This is a genomic window from Rhodoferax antarcticus ANT.BR (genome assembly GCF_001938565.1).
In the GTDB taxonomy this organism is placed as follows: Bacteria; Pseudomonadota; Gammaproteobacteria; order Burkholderiales; family Burkholderiaceae_C; genus Rhodoferax; species Rhodoferax antarcticus.
In genome coordinates, this window is sequence record NZ_MSYM01000011.1 from 55,998 (window position 1) to 79,200 (window position 23,203).

29 protein-coding genes are annotated in these 23,203 nt (G+C 61.9%); 13 read left to right on the forward strand and 16 right to left on the reverse strand.

Annotated features, from left to right (window positions below; all coding sequences use genetic code 11):
* Positions 1 to 31: 31 nt before the first annotated feature.
* The 7 genes from nifV to BLL52_RS07300 form a co-directional block, all read right to left on the reverse strand.
* A complete protein-coding gene (gene nifV / locus BLL52_RS07270) occupies positions 32 to 1,192 on the reverse strand; it encodes a homocitrate synthase (protein WP_075586262.1) in 1,161 nt (386 codons plus the stop codon).
* Positions 1,193 to 1,477: 285 nt separating this feature from the next.
* On the reverse strand, positions 1,478 to 1,813 hold the full coding sequence (gene fdx / locus BLL52_RS07275) for an ISC system 2Fe-2S type ferredoxin (protein ID WP_075586039.1): 336 nt from the start codon (positions 1,811 to 1,813) through the stop codon (positions 1,478 to 1,480).
* Positions 1,814 to 1,828: 15 nt separating this feature from the next.
* Positions 1,829 to 3,703, reverse strand: coding sequence for a Fe-S protein assembly chaperone HscA (hscA, locus tag BLL52_RS07280; RefSeq protein WP_075586040.1), 1,875 nt, complete (start codon positions 3,701 to 3,703; stop codon positions 1,829 to 1,831).
* A 7-nt stretch (positions 3,704 to 3,710) separates the two neighbouring features.
* Positions 3,711 to 4,034 (reverse strand): iron-sulfur cluster assembly protein IscA, encoded by a 324-nt coding sequence (iscA, locus tag BLL52_RS07285; RefSeq protein WP_075586041.1) that lies wholly within the window; start codon positions 4,032 to 4,034, stop codon positions 3,711 to 3,713.
* A 9-nt stretch (positions 4,035 to 4,043) separates the two neighbouring features.
* Positions 4,044 to 4,427 carry an iron-sulfur cluster insertion protein ErpA gene (gene erpA, locus BLL52_RS07290; RefSeq protein ID WP_075586042.1) on the reverse strand — a complete coding sequence of 128 codons (384 nt, stop codon included), beginning with the start codon at positions 4,425 to 4,427 and terminating at the stop codon, positions 4,044 to 4,046.
* Between the two features lie 41 nt (positions 4,428 to 4,468).
* Positions 4,469 to 4,906 (reverse strand): Fe-S cluster assembly scaffold IscU, encoded by a 438-nt coding sequence (iscU, locus tag BLL52_RS07295; RefSeq protein WP_075586043.1) that lies wholly within the window; start codon positions 4,904 to 4,906, stop codon positions 4,469 to 4,471.
* A 30-nt stretch (positions 4,907 to 4,936) separates the two neighbouring features.
* Positions 4,937 to 6,181 carry an IscS subfamily cysteine desulfurase gene (locus BLL52_RS07300; protein ID WP_075586044.1) on the reverse strand — a complete coding sequence of 415 codons (1,245 nt, stop codon included), beginning with the start codon at positions 6,179 to 6,181 and terminating at the stop codon, positions 4,937 to 4,939.
* 283 nt (positions 6,182 to 6,464) lie between these two features.
* Between BLL52_RS07300 and nifA the strand changes: the two genes are divergently transcribed.
* The 12 genes from nifA (at position 6,465) to BLL52_RS07360 (ending at position 15,021) form a co-directional block, all read left to right on the forward strand.
* Positions 6,465 to 8,144, forward strand: a complete 1,680-nt coding sequence (nifA, locus tag BLL52_RS07305) for a nif-specific transcriptional activator NifA (RefSeq protein ID WP_075586045.1) — start codon at positions 6,465 to 6,467, stop codon at positions 8,142 to 8,144.
* A gap of 463 nt (positions 8,145 to 8,607) precedes the next feature.
* Positions 8,608 to 10,146 (forward strand): nitrogenase cofactor biosynthesis protein NifB, encoded by a 1,539-nt coding sequence (gene nifB / locus BLL52_RS07310; protein ID WP_406681819.1) that lies wholly within the window; start codon positions 8,608 to 8,610, stop codon positions 10,144 to 10,146.
* Positions 10,147 to 10,184: 38 nt separating this feature from the next.
* Complete coding sequence (locus BLL52_RS07315) at positions 10,185 to 10,379, forward strand: 4Fe-4S binding protein (protein ID WP_075586047.1); 195 nt, start codon at positions 10,185 to 10,187, stop codon at positions 10,377 to 10,379.
* A gap of 2 nt (positions 10,380 to 10,381) precedes the next feature.
* Positions 10,382 to 10,789, forward strand: coding sequence for a HesB/IscA family protein (locus tag BLL52_RS07320; protein ID WP_075586048.1), 408 nt, complete (start codon positions 10,382 to 10,384; stop codon positions 10,787 to 10,789).
* Positions 10,790 to 10,802: 13 nt separating this feature from the next.
* Positions 10,803 to 11,366, forward strand: a complete 564-nt coding sequence (locus BLL52_RS07325) for a hypothetical protein (protein WP_075586049.1) — start codon at positions 10,803 to 10,805, stop codon at positions 11,364 to 11,366.
* A gap of 83 nt (positions 11,367 to 11,449) precedes the next feature.
* On the forward strand, positions 11,450 to 11,815 hold the full coding sequence (locus BLL52_RS07330; protein ID WP_075586050.1) for a nitrogen fixation protein NifZ: 366 nt from the start codon (positions 11,450 to 11,452) through the stop codon (positions 11,813 to 11,815).
* Between the two features lie 8 nt (positions 11,816 to 11,823).
* A complete protein-coding gene (locus BLL52_RS07335; RefSeq protein WP_083633839.1) occupies positions 11,824 to 12,129 on the forward strand; it encodes a nitrogen fixation protein NifZ in 306 nt (101 codons plus the stop codon).
* Positions 12,126 to 12,476 carry a DUF3024 domain-containing protein gene (locus tag BLL52_RS07340; RefSeq protein ID WP_241839065.1) on the forward strand — a complete coding sequence of 117 codons (351 nt, stop codon included), beginning with the start codon at positions 12,126 to 12,128 and terminating at the stop codon, positions 12,474 to 12,476. Before BLL52_RS07335 ends, BLL52_RS07340 begins: the two co-directional genes overlap by 4 nt.
* Positions 12,473 to 13,621, forward strand: coding sequence for a cysteine desulfurase family protein (locus tag BLL52_RS07345; protein WP_075586051.1), 1,149 nt, complete (start codon positions 12,473 to 12,475; stop codon positions 13,619 to 13,621). Before BLL52_RS07340 ends, BLL52_RS07345 begins: the two co-directional genes overlap by 4 nt.
* A gap of 41 nt (positions 13,622 to 13,662) precedes the next feature.
* Positions 13,663 to 13,890: a putative nitrogen fixation protein NifT gene (gene nifT / locus BLL52_RS07350; protein WP_075586052.1), complete on the forward strand. Its 228-nt coding sequence runs from the start codon at positions 13,663 to 13,665 to the stop codon at positions 13,888 to 13,890.
* Positions 13,891 to 13,892: 2 nt separating this feature from the next.
* A complete protein-coding gene (locus tag BLL52_RS07355; protein WP_075586053.1) occupies positions 13,893 to 14,159 on the forward strand; it encodes a hypothetical protein in 267 nt (88 codons plus the stop codon).
* A gap of 16 nt (positions 14,160 to 14,175) precedes the next feature.
* Positions 14,176 to 15,021, forward strand: coding sequence for an SIR2 family NAD-dependent protein deacylase (locus tag BLL52_RS07360; RefSeq protein ID WP_075586054.1), 846 nt, complete (start codon positions 14,176 to 14,178; stop codon positions 15,019 to 15,021).
* Positions 15,022 to 15,225: 204 nt separating this feature from the next.
* Here BLL52_RS07360 and BLL52_RS07365 read toward each other — a convergent pair whose 3' ends face one another.
* The 8 genes from BLL52_RS07365 to BLL52_RS07400 all read right to left on the reverse strand — a co-directional run bounded on the left by BLL52_RS07365 (position 15,226) and on the right by BLL52_RS07400 (position 21,397).
* Entirely contained in the window at positions 15,226 to 15,669 is a 444-nt protein-coding gene (locus tag BLL52_RS07365; RefSeq protein ID WP_075586265.1) for a hypothetical protein, read from the reverse strand.
* Positions 15,670 to 16,077: 408 nt separating this feature from the next.
* On the reverse strand, positions 16,078 to 17,148 hold the full coding sequence (modC, locus tag BLL52_RS07370; RefSeq protein WP_075586055.1) for a molybdenum ABC transporter ATP-binding protein: 1,071 nt from the start codon (positions 17,146 to 17,148) through the stop codon (positions 16,078 to 16,080).
* Between the two features lies 1 nt (position 17,149).
* Entirely contained in the window at positions 17,150 to 17,830 is a 681-nt protein-coding gene (gene modB / locus BLL52_RS07375; protein ID WP_075586056.1) for a molybdate ABC transporter permease subunit, read from the reverse strand.
* A gap of 45 nt (positions 17,831 to 17,875) precedes the next feature.
* A complete protein-coding gene (locus BLL52_RS07380) occupies positions 17,876 to 18,439 on the reverse strand; it encodes a nitrogen fixation protein NifQ (protein WP_139313336.1) in 564 nt (187 codons plus the stop codon).
* Positions 18,439 to 19,311: a ModD protein gene (gene modD, locus BLL52_RS07385; RefSeq protein ID WP_241839066.1), complete on the reverse strand. Its 873-nt coding sequence runs from the start codon at positions 19,309 to 19,311 to the stop codon at positions 18,439 to 18,441. The genes BLL52_RS07380 and modD overlap by 1 nt, the downstream gene beginning before the upstream one ends.
* Complete coding sequence (locus BLL52_RS07390) at positions 19,289 to 19,675, reverse strand: NifB/NifX family molybdenum-iron cluster-binding protein (protein ID WP_075586057.1); 387 nt, start codon at positions 19,673 to 19,675, stop codon at positions 19,289 to 19,291. The genes modD and BLL52_RS07390 overlap by 23 nt, the downstream gene beginning before the upstream one ends.
* A gap of 69 nt (positions 19,676 to 19,744) precedes the next feature.
* On the reverse strand, positions 19,745 to 20,500 hold the full coding sequence (gene modA, locus BLL52_RS07395; protein WP_075586058.1) for a molybdate ABC transporter substrate-binding protein: 756 nt from the start codon (positions 20,498 to 20,500) through the stop codon (positions 19,745 to 19,747).
* Positions 20,501 to 20,527: 27 nt separating this feature from the next.
* A complete protein-coding gene (locus BLL52_RS07400; protein WP_241839067.1) occupies positions 20,528 to 21,397 on the reverse strand; it encodes a TOBE domain-containing protein in 870 nt (289 codons plus the stop codon).
* Between the two features lie 356 nt (positions 21,398 to 21,753).
* Between BLL52_RS07400 and BLL52_RS07405 the strand changes: the two genes are divergently transcribed.
* A complete protein-coding gene (locus BLL52_RS07405; RefSeq protein ID WP_241839069.1) occupies positions 21,754 to 22,542 on the forward strand; it encodes a molybdate ABC transporter substrate-binding protein in 789 nt (262 codons plus the stop codon).
* Between the two features lie 127 nt (positions 22,543 to 22,669).
* On the opposite strand, the gene BLL52_RS07410 is transcribed toward BLL52_RS07405, so the two are convergent.
* Entirely contained in the window at positions 22,670 to 23,074 is a 405-nt protein-coding gene (locus BLL52_RS07410; RefSeq protein ID WP_139313337.1) for a hypothetical protein, read from the reverse strand.
* Positions 23,075 to 23,203 lie beyond the last annotated feature (129 nt).

A 23,203-nucleotide genomic window follows, 5' to 3' on the forward strand; every position in this document is an offset into this window, starting at 1 on the left:
TGGACTCCGTAGTGACAGGTGGGAGGGGGAACTAGGTGGGGTTTGGGGTGTTGCTGCAGCCGCTGGGGAGCGCCAGCGATTCCAGCAAAAACCCGTGTAATTCGTCGGCAGTGGCTTCCTGTTTGACGCGCATGGCATGCGAGCGGATGCGTGTCAGCACACGGGCGGTGAGCGCCTCGTCGTCCAGCACCACGCCCAGCAGGCTGTAGGCCTGGCGCACGGCTTGTGAGCCGGAATGCTTGCCCAGCACGGTGCGCCGCTGGCGACCCAGCTCGGACGGATCAAAACTCTCATAGGTCGACGCGTTCTTCAGTAGACCGTCGATGTGAATGCCAGACTCATGGGTAAACACGCCCTCGCCGACGATGCTTTTGTTGACGGCCACCTGGCGGCCAGACGCGCGGGCCACCAGCTGCGAGATGGGCAGCAGCGCCTGGGTGTCGATGCCGGTATCGGCATGGTGCAGGTGGCGCACCCCCATGACCACTTCTTCCAGTGCCGCGTTGCCAGCGCGCTCGCCCAGGCCATTGACCGTGGTGTTGACATGGGTGGCACCGGCGCGCAGCGCAGCCAGGGTGTTGGCGGTGGCCAGGCCCAAGTCGTTGTGGGCGTGGATTTCGATCTTTATGTCCACCGCATCACGCAGCCGTGCGATGGCGTCATAGGTGGTGAACGGGTCGAGCACGCCCAGCGTGTCGGCAAAGCGGATGCGGCTGGCACCGTTGGCCTGTGCCACGCGCGCCACCTGCGCCAGAAACAGGGGGTCTGCTCGCGAGGCATCTTCGGCACCCAGTGAAATCATGCGCCCGCTGCTGGCCGCCTTGCCAATCACCCGACTCACCTGCGCCAACACCCAGTCGCGCGACTGGCGCAGCTTGTATTGCAGGTGAATGTCAGACACCGGGATCGACAGGTGAATGATGTCCGCCTCGCAGCGCAGCGCGCTATCTAGGTCAACCTCGGTCAGGCGGCCCCAGACCATCAGCTTGGCGGGTAACGCCAGCGCAGCCAGGGTATGGATGCCAGCCATCTCTTCGTCGCCCATGGCAGGAATGCCAATCTCCATCTCTGGCACCCCAGCTGCGGCCAGTGCGCAGGCAATGGCGCACTTTTCCTCAACCGTGAACGCCACGCCTGCCGTTTGCTCGCCGTCGCGCAAGGTGGTGTCGTTGATGATCGGGTTCAGGGGCATGGTGGGCATCCTTTGCCGCTGGCTGATTGCAAGCAGCGTGCCACCTGTTTTTGGGGTATTTGGGCGGGTTTGTCGGACTCCAGGCCGCCAGCGCGGTGCCGTTGTGCGGCTGGCTTGTCAGGAATGTTTTGTTTCGAACAGATCGCCCTTGCTGGGGCATTCAAAGCGGTGTTGGTGCTCTTTTGTCTGGTGTGCCATGCGCCAGAGCCGTTGTCACAAAGCTATAGAAAATATAGCTGCTAGCGCTTTATTGACAAGGGCTAGAGGCATATTTTGTATACAAAACTAATGTTCCCAGGCGTGGTTGCGGGTATGGCGCGGCAGCTCGATAGTGATGTTTGTCGTGCCCAGCTTGACGCAGCAAGCCAGCCGTGACTGCGCGTCTAGGCCCCAGGCGTTGTCCAACTGGTCGTTCTCTTCGTCGTCAGTCTCGGTGAGAGAGGCGCTGCCCTCGCGCACATGTACATGGCAGGTGGCGCAGGCGCACACCATTTCGCAGGCGTGTTCAATCGCCACACCCGCTTTGAGCAGGCCCTCGCACAGAGATTTGCCGGTTTTGATCTCGATGTCCAGACCCCGCGGGCACAGATCGGGGTGGGGCAACAGGTGGACGATGGGCATGAAAAAGCGTCCGTGTCAGGCCAAACTGTCCATGGTTTGCCCAGCCAGCGCTTGGCTGATGGACGCGTTCATGCGCCGGGCGGCAAATTCGTCGGTGGCCGAGCCGAGTGCGGCGGTGGCGCGGCGCAGGTCAGCCAGCGGGGCTTCGGTTTCCAGCATGTCGCCCACCCGGTACATGGCGTGGTGAATGGCATGGATCTCAGGCGCTGCCAGCAGCGCGGCGTCGGCGTGCAAGGCGGCCTCAGTCGCGTCCAGCATGCGCCGGGCGTCCACCTGAGCTTCGCGCAGCGAGCGCAGTTGCATGTCTTCCTGCGTGGAGCCAATCGCATCCTGCAGCATGGCCGATATTTCGGTGTCTGCCAGGGCGTAGGTGGGTTTGACCTCAATGTGCGCTTCAATCCCACTGGCCGGGTCGCGCGCTGTCACTGACAACAAGCCATCCGCGTCAATCTGAAAACTCACCCGAATGTGCACCGACCCCGCCACCGCCGGTGGAATGCCGCGCAGCTCAAACCGCGCCAGCGAGCGGCAGTGCGCCACCGACTCGCGCTCGCCCTGCACCACATGCAGCGACATGGCGGTCTGGCCGTCTTTGAAGGTGGTGAACTCTTGCGCACGCGCCACCGGCAAGGTGGAGTTGCGCGGGATGATTTTCTCCACCAGGCCGCCCATGGTCTCAATGCCCAGAGACAGCGGGCACACGTCCAGCAGCAACCAGTCGTCGCCATGGCCGTTGCCCACCAGCACATTGGCTTGCAGTGCTGCGCCGATGGCCACCACCTGGTCAGGGTCGATATCAACCAACGGGTCGCGCTTGAAAAAGTCGCTCACCGCCTCCCGTGCAATGGGCATGCGGGTGGATCCGCCCACCAGCACCACGCCGGTGATGTCGTTTATGCTGAGCTTGGCATCACGCAGGGCGCGCCGGGTAGCGGCCACGGTGCGGGCAATCAGCGGGGCGCCAAGCTCCGTAAACTGCGCGCGCGACAAGATGGCTTGCAAAGAAGTGCCCGCCACGTCCGTCAGGGCGAGTGCTGCGGACTCGTGCTGCGACAGCACTTCTTTGGCTTGGCGTGAGGCCACCAGCAGGCTGCGCTGGGAGGTGGGTGGCAAAGCTGCCAGACCGATCATGCCGTGCTGGGTGCAAAACCACTCGGCAATCGCGTGGTCAAAATCGTCGCCACCCAAAGCCGAGTCACCGCCGGTGGAGAGCACCTCAAACACGCCTTTGCTGAGGTGCAGGATGGAAATATCAAAGGTGCCGCCGCCCAGGTCGTAGATGGCAAAGGTGCCCTCGGCGGCTTTGTCCAGCCCGTAGGCGATGGCCGCAGCGGTAGGTTCATTCAGCAGGCGCAAGACCGACAGGCCGGCCAGGCGCGCTGCGTCTTTGGTGGCCTGGCGTTGGGCGTCGTCAAAATACGCCGGCACGGTGATCACCACGCCAGCCAGCGGGCCGCCCAGTGACAGTTCGGCGCGCTCGCGCAAGGCGGTCAGAATTTCAGCCGACACTTGGACTGGCGAGCGTTCGCCAGCCACGGTCTGAATGCCAACCATGCCAGGGGCATCGGTAAAGCGGTAGGGCAAGCCCGCCGCACTGCTCAGGTCGGCCAGGCTGCGGCCCATAAAGCGCTTGACCGAGACGATGGTGTTTTCGGGGTCGTCTGTCTGGCTGTTTTGCGCCTCAGCGCCCACCACAATTGCGTTTCGCGGCAGGTAGCGCACCACCGACGGCAGCAGCAACGCGCCGTCTTCGTCTGGCAGCGCCCGCGCCACGGCACTTTGCACCGTGGCAATCAGCGAGTTGGTGGTGCCCAAGTCAATCCCCGCCGCCAGCCGGTGCTGGTGCGGTGCGCCGCTTTGACCGGGCTCGGCGATTTGCAGCAGTGCCATGCGCGCCTTACAGCGTGAAACTTTCGCCGCAGCCGCAGTTGGCGCTGGCGTTGGGGTTGTTGAACTTGAAGCCTTCGTTCAGGCCTTCGCGCACAAAGTCAAGCTCGGTGCCTGCCAACATGCTCAGGCTGCGCGGGTCAATGATGACTTTCACGCCATGGCTCTCGAAGCACTCGTCATCCGGATTGGTGCTGTCGACAAACTCCAGCCCGTAGGCAAAGCCGTTGCAGCCGCTGGTTTTGACCGCCAGGCGCAGCCCAAGGCCGCTGCCGCGCTTGGTGATGGATTTGGCGACATGGCGCGCCGCTGCAGGGGTGAGTGAGATGCCCATGATGTGCCCCTACATCGAAAACGAGCTGCCGCAGCCGCAGGTGGTCTGGGCGTTGGGGTTGTGAATGACAAAGCGCGAGCCTTCCAGCCCTTCTTCAAAGTCGACCCGGGCGCCCATCACATATTGCAGGCTGATGGTGTCTACCACCAGCGACACGCCTTCGGTCACGGTTTGCGTGTCGTCCTCGGCGATTTGGTCGTCAAAAGCAAAGCCGTAAGAAAAGCCGGAGCAGCCGCCACCGGTAACGTACAGGCGCAGTTTGAGCGCGGGGTTGCCCTCTTGCACAATCAATTCAGCCACCTTGGCTGCCGCCTGGGGGGTGAACTCCAGCAGGCTGGGCATGCCGTCTTGCGCCATGGGGAGGGAACTTGGACTGGTTAAAGCTGCTTCCATAGGGTTTCCTTCGTGGGTGGTGTGGATGGGTTGTGGGGGCTTTAGCGGGTGCTGGAGGCGCAGGCGACCTGCTCTGACACCAGCGTGCCACCGCCCGCTGCCGGGTGGCGCGAGCGGAAGTCGGCCACCGCGGCCTTGATGGCGTCTTCGGCCAGAATCGAGCAATGGATCTTGACCGGCGGCAGGGCCAGTTCTTCGGAGATGTCGGCGTTTTTGATGGCCAGGGCTTCGTCCAGCGTGCGCCCGCGTACCCATTCGGTGACCAGCGAGCTTGACGCAATGGCCGAGCCGCAGCCGTAGGTTTTGAACTTGGCGTCTTCAATCACGCCTGCAGCGTTGACGCGAATCTGCAAACGCATCACGTCACCGCAGGCGGGCGCGCCCACCATGCCGGTGCCCACGCTGTCGTCCCCTGTGTCAAACGAGCCGACGTTGCGTGGGTTTTCATAGTGGTCGACGACTTTTTCGCTGTAGGCCATGGTTTTCTCCGAAGCAGATGAGGGGGGTGATCAGTGCGCAGACCATTGGATGCTGGTCAAGTCCACGCCGGCTTGCACCATGTCCCATAGCGGGCTCATGGCGCGCAATTTGTTGACCACCAGGGTGACTTGACCGATCGTGAAATCAATGTCTTTCTCGGTGGTGAAGCGGCCAATGGAAAAGCGCACCGAGCTGTGCGCCAGCTCATCACTGCGGCCCATGGCGCGCAGCACATAGCTGGGCTCCAGGCTGGCCGAGGTGCAGGCCGAGCCGGAAGACACCGCCACGCCTTTGATGCCCATCAGCAAGGATTCGCCTTCCACATAGTTGAAGCTCACATTCAGATACTGCGGTGCGCTGGCGGCCTCGTCGCCATTGAGCACCACCGCGTCGAGTTTCTGAAAACCCGCCCACAGGCGTTCACGCAAGGTTTTGATGCGCGCGTTGTCGGCGGCCATGCTTTCGCGCGCCAGCCAAAAGGCCTCGCCCATGCCAACGATCTGGTGGGTGGGCAGCGTGCCAGAGCGCATGCCGCGTTCATGGCCACCACCGTGCATTTGTGCCTCAATGCGCACGCGCGGTTTGCGCCGCACATACAGCGCGCCAATGCCCTTGGGACCGTAGATTTTGTGCGCTGACAAAGACATCATGTCGATGGGCAACTGCGCCAGATCAATCGCCACCTTGCCCGCAGCTTGCGCCGCATCGACATGAAAAAGAACCCCTTTGGCGCGGCAGATGGCACCAAGAGCGGGCATGTCCTGAACCACGCCGGTTTCGTTATTGACATACATCACGGAAGCCAGCACCGTATCGGGGCGCAGGGCTGCTTCAAACACCGCCAGGTCCAATAAACCGCTGGGCAGCACCGGCAATACAGTCACCACATAACCCTCACGTTCCAGCTCGCGCATGCTGTCGAGCACCGCTTTGTGCTCGGTGGCCACGGTTACCAGATGCCGGCCTTTGTCTTTGTAAAAGTGCGCTGCGCCTTTGATGGCGAGGTTGTTGGATTCGGTGGCACCAGAGGTCCAGGCGATTTCGCGCGGGTCAGCGTTGATCAGCGCGCAGACTTGTTCGCGTGCCAGCTCCACCGCCTCGTCTGCGGCCCAGCCATAGGCGTGCGAGCGGCTGGCCGGGTTGCCAAAAATCTCGGTCAGGTAGGGCACCATCTTCACCGCCACGCGAGGGTCGACCGGCGTGGTCGCCGCGTAGTCAAGGTACACAGGCTGTGCAGCGCGGCCAGAAACCTGGGTGGGTGTGAAGTCTGACATGCAAAGCTCCTGAAAAGACGTTGACGCCTGTCAATTAAGACGTTGACGCCTGTCAATTCGCAATTTCAGTGCCATGCGTTTAAGCCCTTGTGGCGGCCTTTTCCTGCCCGATTTGTTGCCTTTGTCGCACCACCCAACTCGGGGGTGCGGTGCTTGTCGCATTTGTCGTGAATTCCGTTGCCCAGCCACCTTTTGTGCGCAACCCCACTTTCTTGGTGCGGTTTTTGCTTTGAAGTGTTTAGGGCGGCTATATCGAATCTGCAGGGGATAACCGGAGTTCTATATGGTGAACACACAAGTTTTTGAGTCGCAGCGTGAATTGAACGCCATTTACGAGGTCAGCAAAACGCTGGCCATGTCGCTGGACGTTTCCAAGACCTTTCGCGAAGCGCTGAACTATCTGTCGCATGCCTATGACTGGCGCCGCGCCTTTGTGGTGCTGGGCGAAACAGAAGGCAGCTTGCAGGGGCTGTGCGCCGTGGGGCTCACAAAGGAGGAGCAGCAGCGCCTGCGTTTCCAGTCTGGCGAAGGCATCGTCGGGCGCGTCTATGCCAATGGCATCCAGGTGATGGTGCCCAACGTGCACACCGAGCCGCTGTTTCTGAACCGTACCGGTGGTGCCGACCAGACCCCAGACGTCCCCATTGCGATGCTGGTGACCCCGATCAGCGCTGACCGCCGTACCGTGGGTGTGCTGGCGGTGGACTGCCTGAACCCAGGTGAGGCGCACAGCTTCTCGAATGATCTGCGGCTGCTCAAAATGGTCGCCACCCTGATGGGGCAGGCGCTGCTGCTGCACCGCAGCGTCAGCGCCGCGCACGACTCGCTGCAAGACGCGGTGCGCCGAATGAGCAAGGCGCTCAAGCCCGTTCACCAGATCGACCAGGTGGTAGGTGTTTCAAAACCGATGCAGCAGGTGTTTGAGCAGGTTCACCAGGTGGCACCGTCACGCACCACGGTGCTGTTGCGTGGTGAAAGCGGCACCGGCAAAGAGGTAATTGCCCGTGCGCTACACAACCTGTCGCCACGCAAGCGCGAAGCCTTTGTGCGTGTCAATTGCGCCGCGCTGACCGAGTCGCTGCTGGAAAGCGAATTGTTCGGCCACGAGAAAGGTGCGTTCACCGGCGCGCAGGGCCAGCGCAAGGGGCGTTTTGAGCTGTCACACGGTGGCACCCTGTTTCTGGACGAAATCGGTGACATTTCGCCATCGTTTCAGGCCAAGCTGCTGCGTGTGTTGCAAGAGCGCGAGTTTGAGCGCGTGGGTGGCACGGCCAGCGTGAAGGTGGATGTGCGGCTGATTCTGGCCACCAACCGCAACCTGGAGCGCATGGTGCAGGCCGGTGAATTCCGCGCCGACCTGTATTACCGCATCAACGTGGTGAGCATCCAGCTGCCGCCGTTGCGCCAGCGCCGCGAAGACATTCCGGCCATGGCCAATCTGTTTCTGGAGCGCTTTAACAAGGAAAACGGCCGCACCACCCATTTCAGCCCCGCTGCCATGCGGGTGCTGACCAGCTGCTACTGGCCTGGCAATGTGCGTGAGCTGGAAAACTGTGTAGAGCGCACTGCCACCATGGCGCATGACGACGTCATCGGCAACCTGGCTTTCCCCTGCCAGGGCAACGGCTGCCTGACCCAGGTGCTGCACCATATCGACCGGGTGGATGCGGTCAGCCCTGGGCGCATGATCGAGATCCCGGTGGTGCAAGGCCCGGTGCCGCCACGTGCTGTACCTGAACCCGAGGTGGATGACAGCCCAGAAGCCCAAGCGCCAGCACCCGCCAGTGAACCAGCGCCGCCCGCCGACACCGACGGCAAGCCCGAAGGCGAGCGTGAACGCCTGATCTGGGCCATGGAGCGCTGCGGCTGGGTGCAGGCCAAAGCCGCACGCCTGCTGAAAATTTCACCACGGCAAATGGGTTACGCCTTGCAAAAAAACGACATTGAGGTGCGAAAGTTTTGAGGTTGGGTCGTTGACACGGGCTTTCGTGTATTTATATAAGAAATGTGCCTCTAGCCTTTTCTAATATGCGCGAGCAGCTATATTTTATATAGTAACTTTGTTGGCTGACTGGCTGACTGGCTGACTGGCTGACTGGCTGACTGGCTGACTGGCTGACTGGCTGAATGGTGCGCGCGGCGCCCATGCGGGCGGTGGGTTTGGCGTTCTCCGGCTTGTAGAGACGGACGCAGACAAGATCCCCCTGTGTCAACTTTGTCGCATCACAGACAAGCCAGCTGAAAGCTGGGTCAAATGGCGGTGTATTCGGTGTGCCACATCCGACAAAAGCCAGACAAAACCGCGCGTTTTCGCGTGGCATGGAACTCGCTAATACAGCCTGAAGCGGTCAGTGTCGACCGTACAAAGGATGTCCATGCCAACAAGCGCGCCCACCGGATCCACACCCGGCACGACCTATGTCAGCATGGGTCAGCTCAAACCGCTGAAGTTCAAGCTCGAAGTCGCCTCCAGCGGCGGCTGTAACACCCAAGGTGGCGAGGGCCAAGCCAGTTGCGGCTCATCCGACGGCCCGCAGGACATGCCTGCCGCCATCTGGGACAAGGTCAAAGACCACCCTTGCTACTCTGAAGAGGCGCACCATCACTTTGCCCGCATGCATGTGGCGGTGGCGCCGGCTTGCAACATCCAGTGCAACTATTGCAACCGCAAGTACGACTGCAGCAACGAGTCGCGCCCCGGCGTGGTGTCGCAAAAGCTTACCCCCGAGCAGGCGGTGCGCAAAGTGGTAGCGGTGGCCAGCGCTATTCCGCAGATGACGGTGCTGGGCATCGCCGGCCCGGGTGATGCGCTGGCCAACCCTGCCAAAACCTTTGACACGTTTCGCATGCTGCAAGCGCAGGCGCCTGACATCAAGCTGTGCATTTCCACCAACGGACTGGCGCTGCCTGACCTGGTGGATGAAATCTGCAAATACAACGTCGATCACGTCACCATCACCATCAACATGGTCGATCCGGTCATTGGCGCGAAGATTTACCCCTGGATTTTCTGGAACCACCGGCGTGTGACCGGCATTGAAGCTGCCACCATCTTGCACCAGCGCCAGATGCTTGGGCTGGAGATGCTCACCGCCCGTGGCGTGCTGACCAAAATCAACTCGGTGCTGATCCCCGGCATCAATGACCAGCATTTGATGGACGTGAACCGCGAGGTGAAAAAACGCGGTGCTTTCCTGCACAACATCATGCCGCTGATCAGCGAGCCAGAGCACGGCACGGTGTTTGGCCTGACCGGTCAGCGCGGCCCCAGCGCGGCAGAACTCAAAGCCGTGCAAGACGCCTGCATGGGCGGCGCCAATTTGATGCGGCATTGCCGCCAGTGCCGCGCTGATGCGGTTGGCCTGCTCGGTGAAGACCGCAGCGAGGAATTCACCCTCGACAAGCTGGACCAGATGCAAGACGTGGTTTATGACCTGAACAAGCGCCAGGCCTACCAAGCCAAAGTGGCGCTGGAGCGTACCGCCCAGCAAGCTGCCAAGCAGCAGGCGCTGGCCAGCGCTGCGGCGCTCAAATCTGCGCAAAACCTCAAAGTGATGGTTGCTGTAGCCACTAAAGGCGGCGGTCGGGTCAACGAACACTTTGGCCATGTCACCGAGTTTCAGGTGTTTGAAGTCTCGGCCACCCAGGCCAAGTTCGTGGGCCACCGCCGGGTGGACCAGTATTGCCAGGGCGGCGCCGGCGACGACGAGCCATTGCCCTCGGTGGTGCGCGCCATCAACGACTGCCACGCGGTGCTGGTTGCCAAGATTGGCGCTTGCCCCCGCGACGAGCTGATGCAGGCCGGGGTGGAGCCGGTCGATGCTTATGTCGGCGAATTCATCGAAAAAGCCGCCCTCGGCTGGTTCAACGACTACCGCGCCCGTGTGGCCAGTGGTGCCGTGGTGCACCAGGCCCGGGGCGATGCCCAGATCCGCCAGGGCGCCTACACCACGCTGGCCGCCTGACCGTATTTCCTTCACCTTAACTTGACCGGAGAACCCCCATGACCCACAAGATCAACACCGAAATCTGTACCTCCTGCGACGCCTGCGAGCCGGTGTGCCCCAACGCCGCCATCCGCGTCAAAAGTGGCATCTACACCATTGACCCGAAAAAGTGCAACGACTGCGAGAGCCACTTTGACGACCCGCAGTGCGTCGCCATCTGCCCGGTGGACGACTGCATCACCGAGGTCTGATCATGCTGCCCACCGTCACAATCACCCCCGCTGCGGCGAAGTTCATCAACCGTGTTGTTCGCTTCTCAGGCATGGGCGCGGGCGCAGGTTTGCGCCTGGCCGTCACGCCCGGCGGCTGCTCCGGCTACTCGTCAGAATTCAGCGCCCAGGCCGCCCCGGCAGCCGACGAGAAGCTGCTGGAAGTGGGCGGCGTGCGCCTGTTTCTGGCGGCTGAGAGTCGCTTGCTGCTCAATGGTCTGATCATGGATTTCACCGAGACCGCCACCGAGTCCGGCCTGAGCTTCACCGACCCCAACAAGGAGGCTTGCGCCTGCAGCAGCGCCGCTGCCGCGCCCAAGCCGGGCGTGACCCGCATCGAGATCAGCGCCATCAGCCGTGGCCGCCCGGTTGCGCCGGTGCTCGCCACCTGAACCCGGACTCACCATGCATGCGGATGGCCTTCGCTTTGCCAATGACCTGGCGGCCTTTGCCGACGGCGTTATTGGCGCAGGCCTGAGCCCGCAGGTTGAGGCCTTGATCCAAGAAGCGGGACGCCTGCACCACCTGCCACAGCAGGCCTTGCCTTTGCTGGAGCAGGCACGCGCCGCAGCGCCGCGCCATCCGGCCCCGCTGATTGCGCTGTATCGCTACTATTTTTATAGTCATGATCTAGCCCTGGCAAGGGCTACAGGCGAAAACGCCTTGGCCATTGCCCGCACCGCCCTGGGCCCGAATTTTGGCGACCAGCCGCCAAGCCATGAAGCCACCCGAACCGACCCGGCGGTGCGCTTCTATTTGTTCACGCTCAAAGGCCTGGCCTACCTCAACATGCGCCTGGACGACATGGCCGAGGCCCGGCTGCTGCTGAGCGAGCTGCGCCGCCTGGACCCGCAAGACCATGTGAGCGGGGCGCTGCTGTTGCAGGTGCTCAACCGCCATGAAAACGGTCTGCCCGAGGGTGCCCCGGCAGATGACCCGGTGCGCGGCTGGGGCAGCGCAGGCACATGAGCCAAGCCGCCGTCGTCCAAAAAACACGCCTCAAACCAGGCGTTAGTCGCGTATGCGCCCCGTGACCCTGTCTGGAGTACCCCATGGCTGACATCAATCGTGACGAAAACGAAATCGAGCTGGCCAACCCGCCGCGCTTTGACTATGGCGAGCGCGTGGCATCACGCTCGGTGGTGCGCAACGACGGCACCTACCGGGGCTATGACGTTGGCGACGTGCTGGTGCACAAGGGCGACGTGGGCTACGTGACCAGCATCGGCACCTTTTTGCAGCAGTACTACATCTACGCGGTGGAGTTTGTCGAGTCTGGTAACCGCGTCGGTATGCGCGCCAAGGAACTCTGCACGCTCGACAACCTGCCCGACGAGGTGCTGGCGCAACTGGGCGACAAGGCGGCTGCCGTCGCCCGCCTCGGAACAGGCAAACCAGCACTTTCACCCACCGATTGAGGCCCACCATGACCACACCTGCCGTCACCCCCGTAATGCCCGGTCTTGAGCCCCGCGCACCCGCCTATGCCTGGGGCCAGCGCGTGATTGCGCTGGACGATCTGATCAATGACGGTAGCCACCCCGAGCGCGAGGCCTGCGCCCTGCTGGCAGCGCGTGGCTCGCTGGGTGAAATCGTCAACATTGGCCACGCGCCAGACCTGAATGAGCCGGTGTATCTGGTGCAGTTTGACGATTGTGTGGTGGGTTGCCTTGAAATTGAACTGGTGCCGGCGCCGCCGGGCTTGCTGCCTGAGACACCGGAGCCAGCGTGAGCCCAGCTGCCGCGTTCATGCCCGTGCCCAGTGGGCAAGTGCTAGACCTGATGCAGCACCGCCTGCAGCGTGCCCTGCGGGAGCGCCTGCGTTACCGCTATGTCAAACCTGTCGTGCGGGCGCAGGGCGACAACTTTCGCATCCAGAGCCCGTGCTGCTCGCGCAATGTGGACCCGCAGGGCGGCATGATTGATATTGCGCTGCTGGTGCCGCAGGCGTGTGGCCACTGGAGCTTGTGCGCGCGTGACCACGCCAGCGGCACCTGGATCACGCGGTTTGACAACCAGCCGCTGGACGCCGCGCTGGAACTGTTGTGTGTGGACACCGAGCGCCAGTTCTGGCCATGATTTACCTCGACCACAACGCCACCACGCCCCTGGCACCTGCGGTGATCGCGGCCATGCTGCCGGTGATGTCGGGCGTGTGGGCCAACACCTCGTCACAACACGGGCCAGGGCAAGAGGCCAAACGCCGCCTGGCTGGCGCGCGCGCCACGGTGGCGCGGCTGCTGGGTTGCAAACCGGCAGAAGTGATTTTTACCAGCGGTGCCACCGAGGCAAACCACCTAGCCGTGCGTGGCTTGCTGGCGGGGGCGCCCGCCAACCGCCAGCGGGTGTTGTTTGGCAGTGTGGAGCATGCTGGCCATCTGCGCCTGGCGCGCGCCTTGGCGGCGGCAGGTGTACAGGTGGATTACCTGCCGGTGCACCCAGACGGTACGCTGGACCTGGCTGCCGCGCAGGCATTGATCGGCCCGGACGTGGCGCTGGTGTCGCTGATGGCCGCCAACAACGAAACCGGCGTATTGATGCCGGTGGCAGACGTGGCGGCATGGGCTCACGCTGCAGGTGCGGTGATGCACGTGGATGCCACCCAGTTCATTGGCAAGCAAGTCTTTGACTTTGCCACCTGCGGTGCCGATGCGGTGTCGCTCTCTGCCCACAAGTTTCAGGGCCCCAAAGGCATCGGCGCGTTGCTGCTGCGCCAAGGTGTGCCGCTGCTGCCGCAAACCCTGGGTAGCCAGGAGCGTGGCCGCCGGGGTGGTACCGAGAATTTGCCTGGCATCGTCGGTTTGGCAGCGGCGCTAGAGGCGCTGGGTGACATCACTGCACAGGCCAAGCGCATCGCCGCCTTGCGTGACCGGCTGGAACGCGGCCTGCAAGCCGCCTTGCCAGACACCCACGTCTGGTGCCAGGGGGCGGCGCGCCTGCCCGGCACCAGTTGTCTGCGTTTTGGACAGCTATCGCAGGAGGTGGTGCTGCAGCGGCTGGACCGCCTGCAGGTGGCTGCTTCCAGCGGCGCGGCCTGCTCGTCGGGCGGTAGTGCGCCGTCGCATGTGCTCACCGCCATGGGCGTGTCTGCTGACGAGGCGCTGGCCACCGTGCGCTTTTCGCTGGGGGCAGGCACCACTGTTGAGGATGTGAACTACCTGCTGCGTGAGCTGCCGCCACTGCTGGCACCGCTGCTATGTGAAGACTTGCTGAGTGCGCCTTAAAGCCAATTGACCTACCCCATTTACCCACACAGGAGCCGACGATGAAATTAATGATCCGCAAAGACAGCAAGGGTGTCTTGACTGGTTATGTGCCCAAAAAAGACCTTGAAGAACCCATCATCGCCATGGTCAAGCCTGGCATGTGGGGCGGCTTGGTCACGCTGGGCAACGGCTGGCAGTTTGATCTGCCCGACATGCCTGCTGACACCCCGTTGCCGATCACGGTTGAGGCGCGTCGCATGGCCCTGACCGAAGACGCCGGAGACTGACCGTGGCCATTTCGCAAGACGAGTTGCACAGCGCGGGTGAGTTGCTGGCGGGCGCAGCCAGCGTGCGTGAGGCCGCCGCCACCTGGCGCGCTGCCCACCCTGAGCAGCGTGTGGTGGTGGTTGACGCGATGGACATGCGCGGTGAAACCGCTGCGCTGCGCTGCGGCACACGCAGCATCTACTTGGCCACCTCTGACGGCCATTGCTGGTCCATCACCGAGCAGCCCGGCGACGCCAGCGCGCTGGTGCTGACGCAAGACGACGCCTAATTTCAAAGGAACCCGCATGGACACCCAAGACCTGATTCAAGAGATTGCCCGCCAACTCGCCACCGATGCGGTCATTGCATACATGGGCCCCGAGATGCTGTCGCTGTGCAGCGATGTGGCTGTGCCCGCCACCCCGCTGGGGCTGGCCGAGAGCATGACCGCCAAGGTCAGCGTGCCGCACAAAATCCGTAAACGCCTGACGCAAACTGCCCAGTTCATCGAGAACTTCAAACACCGCAAATCTGTGGTGCACCTGATGAACGAGGCCTTCGCGGTCTCGCCAAAGCCCTCAGAATTGCAACTGGCGCTGGCCGCAAGCGGTGCCAAACTGTGGGTCGACACCTGGTACGACGACAGTTTTGCCAGCGCGCTGGCCCAAGGCAGCGAGCCCTGGGTCCAGGTGCAGGGTTTGTCGCAGTCTGAGCACTTCGGCCAGTGGACCGGTGCTTACGCTGCGAACGGCACGCCGCTGGCCGAGCTGTCCGCCAACCCGGGACGCATGCTCTACAAACCCTGGGGCGCCCACAGCCCAGCGGGCAATTACCTGGTGTCGGACAGTGACTATGTTGAAGTGCTGACCGAGATCGACATCCAGACCCCCATTCCGCAAGCGGTGCAAGCCTGGCGCAAAGACCGCCACTTTCTGTTTCTGGGCTGCCGCTTTGACGACCAGCTCACCCGCACCTTTGCCCGGCAGATCATGAAACGCTCCAGCGACCGGCATTGGGCTGTGCTGCCGGTGAAACCCACCCGCATGGAAGCGCGCTTTCTGGCGGTGCAAAACATCACCCGCATCGACATGCCGCTGGCGGCGTTCGCACCACTGCTGATCGGCGCCATGCAGTCCAGCCTGGCCGCGTGAGCCCGGTGGGTTTTATTGCGTTTGCATATCAATAGGATCTGTTGTTGCTTCGCCTTGCCGTGCGTCTGCACTGTCTGCGGCTTCGCGCCTAAGCTCCTATCGATTTGAAAATGGAATTAGGTGCTCTAATTGCTATTTATAAAATAGCTTCTCGCGCATATTACATAAGGGCTAGAGCCACTTTTTGCATATAAGCGCGTGGTATCACGGCACGCCCGCGCTGACGATCAGGTTAAACACCTCGCGCAGCAATAGCAGCTCGCTCATCGGGCAGCTGCGCAGCAGGCTGATCGGCTTGAACTCACCGCCCAGCGCTGCAATCGCGGCTTTGGGCGCGTCGCGCGTGGTGAAGCGCAGCAGGTGGATGCGCACCGGGCCGTCCTCTGTGTGCGCCCAGTGGTTGAATTCATTGACACGCTCCAGCGTGTCGGGCGAGAAGCCGCAGATGTCAATCACCGCCTGGCGCACTGCCTGGCCCGAAAACTCAGGGGTAACGACGGCGGCTGAGCGCATCGGCGTGGCGGTGGCAGGCAGGGCTGCGGGCCACAGCAAGGTCTGCTCCCAGCGTGGGAATAAAAGTGCCGCGCTGTAACTGTCAAAGTGGGTGAGGATCACCCGGTTGTGGGTAAAGAGGTCGGGTGGTGTCATGGTGGTGGGGTTGAAGGGGTGAGCGGTTGCAGGTTGCAGACAGGCGCATGCAAGCAAGAACTGTGGCAGGGCACTTTTGTTGGTTTCGTCCGTTCTGGCCCATTGCCCCGCCGCTTGAATAGGGCATGCCAGCTCAGGAATGCGACCCACCAAGCAGCACCTTCAGACCCCCCCCGACACACTCACCGCCGAGCCACAGACCTTGCCCGCTGAGCCACTGGACCCCGATGAGTTTGCTGAAATAAGTGTTGCGGCAAATAACTATAAATTAAATAGCATTTCGCGCTTTACCTATAAGGGCTAGAGCCCATTTTGTTATAAATATGACAAGCAATGCACGGCCTATGCAGAGGAGGGCACGGATAGCGTCAAAACCACGCAGCGCTGGCTGTTGCAGCCCCACAAACCTTAGCCAATCAGCGCTACCGCCTTGATCTGCACCCACACCTTGCTGCCGGGCTGCAGGCCGAGTTCGCAGGCAGAGCGCTGCGTTAGCCGGGCGATCAGCGGTGAGGCACCCACTTGCAGGCGCAGCAGCGCCAGCGCTGGATGCTCGTCTGCGGCCAGTTGGTCCACCGTGGCACTCAGGCAATTCAAAATGCTGGTGTCCAACACCGGATGCAAGGCAATGCTGACGTCACGCGCCAAAATGCGCACCCGCACCGGGCTGCCAAGCGCATGGCCGCCATCGCGTACCCACAAACTGCCGCCAGGAAAATCCACCCGTGCCAGATGCCAGTGCGCATCCCGCTCAGCCACCCGCGCTTGCAGCACCACACCCACGTCTTCGCCCAGGCGAATCGGCAAATCCAACCGCGCCAGGGTGTCGCGAAGCGGCCCGGTGGCAATGGCACGGCCGCCTTCCATCGCCACGATGTGATCGGCCAGCCGGGCGACTTCATCGGGCGCGTGGCTGACATACAGCACTGGAACGTCCAGCTCGCGGTGCAGCCGCTCCAGGTAGGGCAGGATCTCCTGCTTGCGTTTGAGGTCCAGCGCGGCCAGTGGCTCGTCCATCAGCAAGATGCGCGGGCTCAAGGCCAGGGCGCGGGCGATGCTCACCCGCTGGCGCTCGCCGCCAGACAAATGCTCAGGCTTGCGCGCCAGCAGCGCGTCGATGCCCAGCAGTGCAATGGCCTGGTCCAGGCTCGCCTGCTGTGCAGCCGCCACGCGGCGCATGCCGTAGCGCAGGTTGCCCAGCACCGTCAGGTGCGCGAACAGGCTGGCTTCCTGAAACACATAGCCCAGCGGGCGTTTGTGGGTGGGTAGCCAGTGGCCGTCGTCTTGCCAGACGTCGCCGTTGACCACCAGTCGGCCTTGTGGCGCGCGCTGCAGCCCGGCCACGCAACGCAGCAGGGTGGTTTTGCCTGAGCCTGAGTGGCCAAACAGCGCAGTCACGCCGCGCGCGGGCAAGTCTAAATTCACATCCAGCGTGAAGCCGGGCCAGTCGATGTGAAATTGCGCCTGAATACCCGCCATGTCAGGCTCCCTGCCCAAGCTTGGGGCGCCGGGTGTATAGCGCCAGCAGCACCAGGAACGAGAAGGCCAGCATCACCGCTGAAAGGCGGTGCGCGTCCGTGTACTCCATGGCTTCAACGTGGTCGTAAATCTGCACCGAAGCCACCCGGGACACGCCGGGGATGTTGCCGCCAATCATCAGCACCACACCAAACTCGCCCACGGTATGGGCAAAGGTCAGGATGCATGCGGTCACAAAGCCGGGGCGTGCCAGCGGCACCGCTACGCTAAAAAAAGCATCCAGTGGTGAGGCACGCAAGGTGGCCGCCACCTCCAGCGGGCGCTCACCAATGGACTCAAACGCAGTTTGCAGCGGCTGCACCATGAAAGGCAGCGAGTAAAACACCGAGGCCACCACCAAGCCCCAAAAGGTGAAGGGCAAGAGCCCGATGCCCAGCGACTGGGTGAGTTGCCCCACCGGGCCATTTGGCCCCATGGTCAGCAGCAGGTAAAAACCCAGAACCGACGGCGGCAGCACCAGCGGCAGCGCCACCACCGCGCCCACCGGGCCCTTCCACCAGGCCTTGCTGCGCGCCAGCCACCAGGCGATCGGCGTGCCAATCAGCAGCAGAATCAGCGTCACGATGCTGGCCAGGCGCACGGTCAGCCACAACGCCTGCAGATCATCGGGGGTCAAAAACATTCACGCTCCTCTGTTGTTCTTCAAAATGCCTGCTGTTGGTCAAAACTATTGCTCAGGTGCGAAACATTTGGCGTGATCCGCACATTCGCCACACGACGGTGCCGGGCACACGTAGATGCTCTCGGTGCTGCAGTAATGGCGGTAGAGGAACTTCTTCCACTTCATGTCGCCAACATTCAGCGCGGCCAGCGCGGGAAAGGCCACTGTCATCAAGACAGAAAGCTCACTCCGGTTGGCTAGGCCCAGGTCTTGCCAAAGGTGGTCGCGCCCACAGCAGGCGAAGGCCACGATCTGCGCCAGCCAGACCTCAGCCGCTGACTCTGCCGCACGGTATTGCAGCAACAGGTTGCGCAGGTCTTGCAGTTCCAGCGGCGCTTGGCCGGTGCCGCTGTGCAGACTCAGCCACTCACCTGGAAAGTGCTCGGCCCAAAGGTTTTGAAAATCGGTCTCGGGCAGCGCCAAGGTATCGGTCAACACCCCCTGGTTGAGGAAGCGCCCCACCAGCAAACTGGCCAACACCGGGCGCAGCAAGTCTTGTGCGGCGTGCGCCAGCGCGGGCCGACCTAGCAATTCGACCATCAATGAGGCCCGGTCATCGTGGGCGGCCATCAGGCGACTGTCCTGAAAACAACCTGTACATCCCTGGGTGGCGCCCAGTATGGCGAAGAGGTCACCAGAAAGTCAGCCCCGGCTCTCACATAGGCTGGCGCGTTGTCGGCGTGAATGCCGCCTGCCGCAGCGAGCAGCGGGCAGGCCAGCAAGCCGCTACTGTCCAATGTCAGGCGAAGACCCGCTACCGCTTCGGGTGTGAATTTTTCCAGTTGCAGCACGTCGGCACCAGCTTGCGCCCAGGCAAGGGCTTCTGCCAAGTCCGCCACCTCCACGGCGAGCTTCTTCTCAGGCTGACCCCGGCGCAGGCGTGTGATGGTGTCGGTTGGGGACTCGCTCAAGAAAAGCCGGTGTTCGGCAAACAGGAGGATCGATTCAGACAAGCCCAGCCGGTGCATGATGGCGCCGCCTGATCTGACGGCCTTGGCCGACAGCGCTTTGGCGCCCGGCACATTTTTGCGAGTGCAAGCCACGCTCACGCCGTTGGCGGCAGCGACGATGTTGGCGGTGGCTGTTGACAAACCGCTAGCCCATTCCATGAGTGTCTGAGCGACTTTCCAGCCGCGGTGCAGGCTGGTGACTGCGCCACAGGCGCGCAGCAGCAAGTCACCGGCTTGCACCGATGTGCCTGATGGCGTCACCGGGGTGGCGCTGGCACCGGCGAGCTCAAACAGGCGGCAGGCTTCTTCGGTGGCGCACACGGTCATGGCTTGACGTGCGTGAAAGGCGATGTGCGCTGGCTGCGCATCAATACCCAGGCTGTGCGTGGTCAGGTCACCGTAGGGGGCGTCGTCCTGCAGCAGGGCTTGTAGTTGGGAGTCGTTCAGTGCAGGCATGTAAAAGAGCATGTCAATGGCGCGAAAACAGGTCACGCAACTTGCACAAGGTGGTGGTGATGTCAAAACGGGTGTCGGTCAGGGCTTCACCCGCCAGGATTTTTTTCAGGGCGGTCAGCGGGTCGGTCTCACCGGTGAGTAGCACCTGCGCTCCCCACTTGGCCATGTGGCGGATGTAGCCGTCGCCCGCGCTGGCAGCCACCACCACTTCCACCCCATGCAGAGGGTGCGGGCCATCGTCTTGAAAATAGTGCGGCAGTTGTGCCCGGGTGAGTTCTATGCGCTGCGGTTCGGGCAAAGGCACACCTGGCTGGCAGTCAAACACCAGCCAGTTGGTGGCTTGCCCGGCATGGCCGGACACCTGGGTGCCGTTGGCTTTGGTGGCGATGGCAATTTTCATGGTGCGTGGCCCTGTACAGAAGTTCTTCAACCAGACCTAGCCAGATTCGTGCCTGCCACCATGGCCTGTTCAGGGCAGCTCGTAGCCAAAGGACTTGACGACGGCTGTGGCCGTGGCGGACTGCAGGTATTTCATCAGCGCCTCGGCCGCTGGCTTGCCTTTGCCGTTTTCCAGAATGACGACGTCCTGGCGAATTGGTGTGTACAGCTTGGCAGGCACGACCCAGGAAGAGCCTTCAATTTTCCCGTTAACCAGCACCTGCGACAGCGCCACAAAACCCAGCAAGGCATTGCCGGTGCTGACAAACTGGTGCGTCTGGGTGATGTTTTCACCGGTCACAAACTTCGGGCTCAAGCTGTCATACAGACCCAGCGCCTGCAGGGTTTGCACCGCCGCTGCGCCATACGGTGCTAGTTTTGGATTGGCCAGAGCGATATGCTTGAAGTCGCCGCTTTTCAGAACCAACCCCTGAGCGTCAACAACGGCGGGCCTGGATGACCAAAGCACCAGCTTGCCAAGTGCGTAGGTGAATTGGCTGCCACTAACCGCAGCGCCTTCTTTCACCAGCTTGGCGGGGATATCGTCGTCGGCAGACAACAGCACCTCAAAAGGCGCGCCGTTTTTGATCTGGGCGTAAAACTTGCCGGTCGCCCCATACGACACAAGCAGTTTGTGGCCGGTGTTCTTTTCAAAATCCGTGGCAATTTGCTTCATCGGCGCGGTGAAGTTGGCTGCTACTGCAACGGACAGATCGTCAGCACGGGCACCCCATGAGGCGCAGACCAGGCAGGCCAGCAAGACGGACAATAGACAAGAAGGTTTCATGGGTACTCCTGTGGAAAAAGCTAAAAATCAGTCCACAGCCGCCAGAAAAACGCTGGAGGCCTTGAACACTGCGGTTAAAGGCTGGCCTACCACCAGCGTGAGTCGCCTGACGCTGTCATCGGTGATGACGGCGGTAATCACGTGTTGTCCACCGGGCATCGCCAGGGTGACTTCGGCATTGACCGGCCCCTGGTGGATGTGGGTGATGGTGCCGGCAAACCGGTTGCGGGCAGAAATCTGACCGTCTTCACCGGCCATCAGTAAAACGGACGAGGCTTTGACGAAGGCGAGCACATCGCGGCCAATCGCCAACCCCAGGTTCTCTGCCGACTCGCGGGTCACGATAGCGGTCAGCAGCAGCTCTGGGGTCAGGCGCAGGGTGACCTCGCAGTCCACCACACCTTCCTTGACAGACGCCACGGGTCCGGCAAACTGGTTGCGGGCGCTGGTTTTCATGGACATTCTCCTGAGTACTTGGCGAAAGTCGTCCACATCGCAGACGCCGCTTTGTTTGAGGTTGCTGGTGAGTTTTTCCAGCGCCAGTTGCGATTCTTTTTCGAGCGCACGGTAAAACGCGATCAGGCGCCGGGCAAATGCGGTGAGTTCGGTGCCACCGCCATGGCGACCTCCGGTCGAGCGGTTCACCAGCGGCTGCGGGGCCACGTTGTTCATGTCGTCCACCGCGTCCCACGCGGCCTTGTACGACATGGGCACGGCTTTGGCAGCCTGCGAGATGGAGCCGCATTTGTCGATGGCTTCAAGCAGACGGATGCGCTTGTCGCCCAAAAAACTGCCCAACGCTGTATCAATGTGCAGCTTGCCGGTGAGTTGAGTGGGCGTAGGCGTCATCGGGGTGTGGTCGGCGGTTTGGGCTGGGGGCAGGTGGTGTGCATTCAAATTTCTTTCGTCAGTGTCATCGTTATGGTTCTATGCAAACAACGTACCAGATGCATATTGGTCAACCCGAAATAGCCGTCGATGCACGCCAAGTTTCAAGGCATCAGGACGCCCGGCCTCTGGTTTTTGACGCCAATTGCCGCCGACGGCATTATTTACGACGTTGTGTAGTTGCTTACATAGCGTCGTCAGAAATTGTCCGGTTTGTCGCAAATGGACGGACAAACGGCATCGACTGGCGAGTCATTCAAATTGCAACGCCCCGTGTGGCTATATCTGCTTGTCTACGACGACAGGGCTAGCGCATAACGACGTCGTCACCCACAAACCCACGTCACAGTGCAAGGCCTTTACCCGTGAAAACATCTATCTGTTTAACCACCGCGCCGGCCACTCCCGGTGCCAGCGTGCCCCTTTGTTGCGCACCCCTGACCCGGCGGCGGGCTTTGGGCGGCGCGGCCGCCGTCGTTGCCACGTGGATGGGTGTAACGAATGACCTGCGGGCGCAACCCGCGTCTGCAATGCTGATCATGGCCGACGCTGGCTACAAGCGGCCCGTCGAGGCCTTGTGCGCCGGCTTTACTAAGACCACGGGTGTGGTGGTGCAGCGCAGTTATGGCAATCTGCAGCAGATTTTTGCGCAGGCCAAAGCCAGTGGCGGGGTGGATGTGCTGGTGGGTGATGCCGAATTCATCAACAAGGCGCAGAACCTGCAGTTGCCCCGGCGCATCATTCTGGGCCAAGGCATTCTGGCGCTGGCCTGGCGGCACCAGTTGTCAGTGCCAGCCAATCTGGCGGGGACGCCGGGGGTGCGCGATTTGCTGGCAACAGCGCAGTGGTCGGTGGCCATGCCCAACCCGCAGCAGGCGATTTACGGCAACGCGGCCAGGCAACTGCTGCAGGCGCAAGGGCTGTGGGGTGGCGTGCAAGACCGCCTGAAAGTGGTGGGTACGGTGCCACAGGTCAGCGCGTACCTGACTTCGGGCGATGTAGACGTCGGCTTCGTGAACCTGACCGAGGCGCTGGCCGTCAAAGACCAGTTGGGCGGGTTCATACTTCTGGCCGCCTCGTTACTGGCTTGGGCGCTGGTGTTTGGTTTCAAGCGACCAGGCTCACCAATGCAGCTGCGGCAGATATGGGTTTGACTGAGGGCACGCCAGTGACCGTGCTGTCCAAGGCCAGCCATCTGTTTGTGGGTGTGCCGGTTTAGTTGAACAACCCCGAGCGTCGGCACATGCCTGAGCGGGGTCCCCATCAAGAAAGTGGGTTGATTCAGCGTGGCATGGTCTGCGTCACAAAAAAATGGGTGTTGGTCCCGCCGGGTTCGAGGCGGTTCAGGGTGGTTTGGCGCACCAGCCAGCGTCCGTCAAGCAGGCGCCATGAGGTGCGTGACTCGGCGTACACCGGGACTTCGTAAAACACCTCATCGTCGTCCGAACGCAGATGCGTCTGGACAGAATGAAATTCGCAGTAACAGGGCCGGCTGGTCGCATCGCATCCGGTGGTGCTGCCAGCCGTCAATTCGTAGTCTTCGTGCACCCGAAAGCGCACTGGAGCCACGACTAGGCCGTTTAGCCCAGCGGGTAAATTTTCTGACCAGGCCACTGCCGACCCGCAATGAAACGGGCAGTCGGCGCTGGTACCGTTATCTAACGTTGCACATAACGCACTGAACATTGAAACCTCCCATGTGATCTGAGCAGTTCTAACTTTTCTGGAATGCCATAACAACACGAACTTCGGCGCGTCGGATCCGACAAGACTGACAAATAGCTTTACCGCTATACAGATAAGCAACTAGCGCGC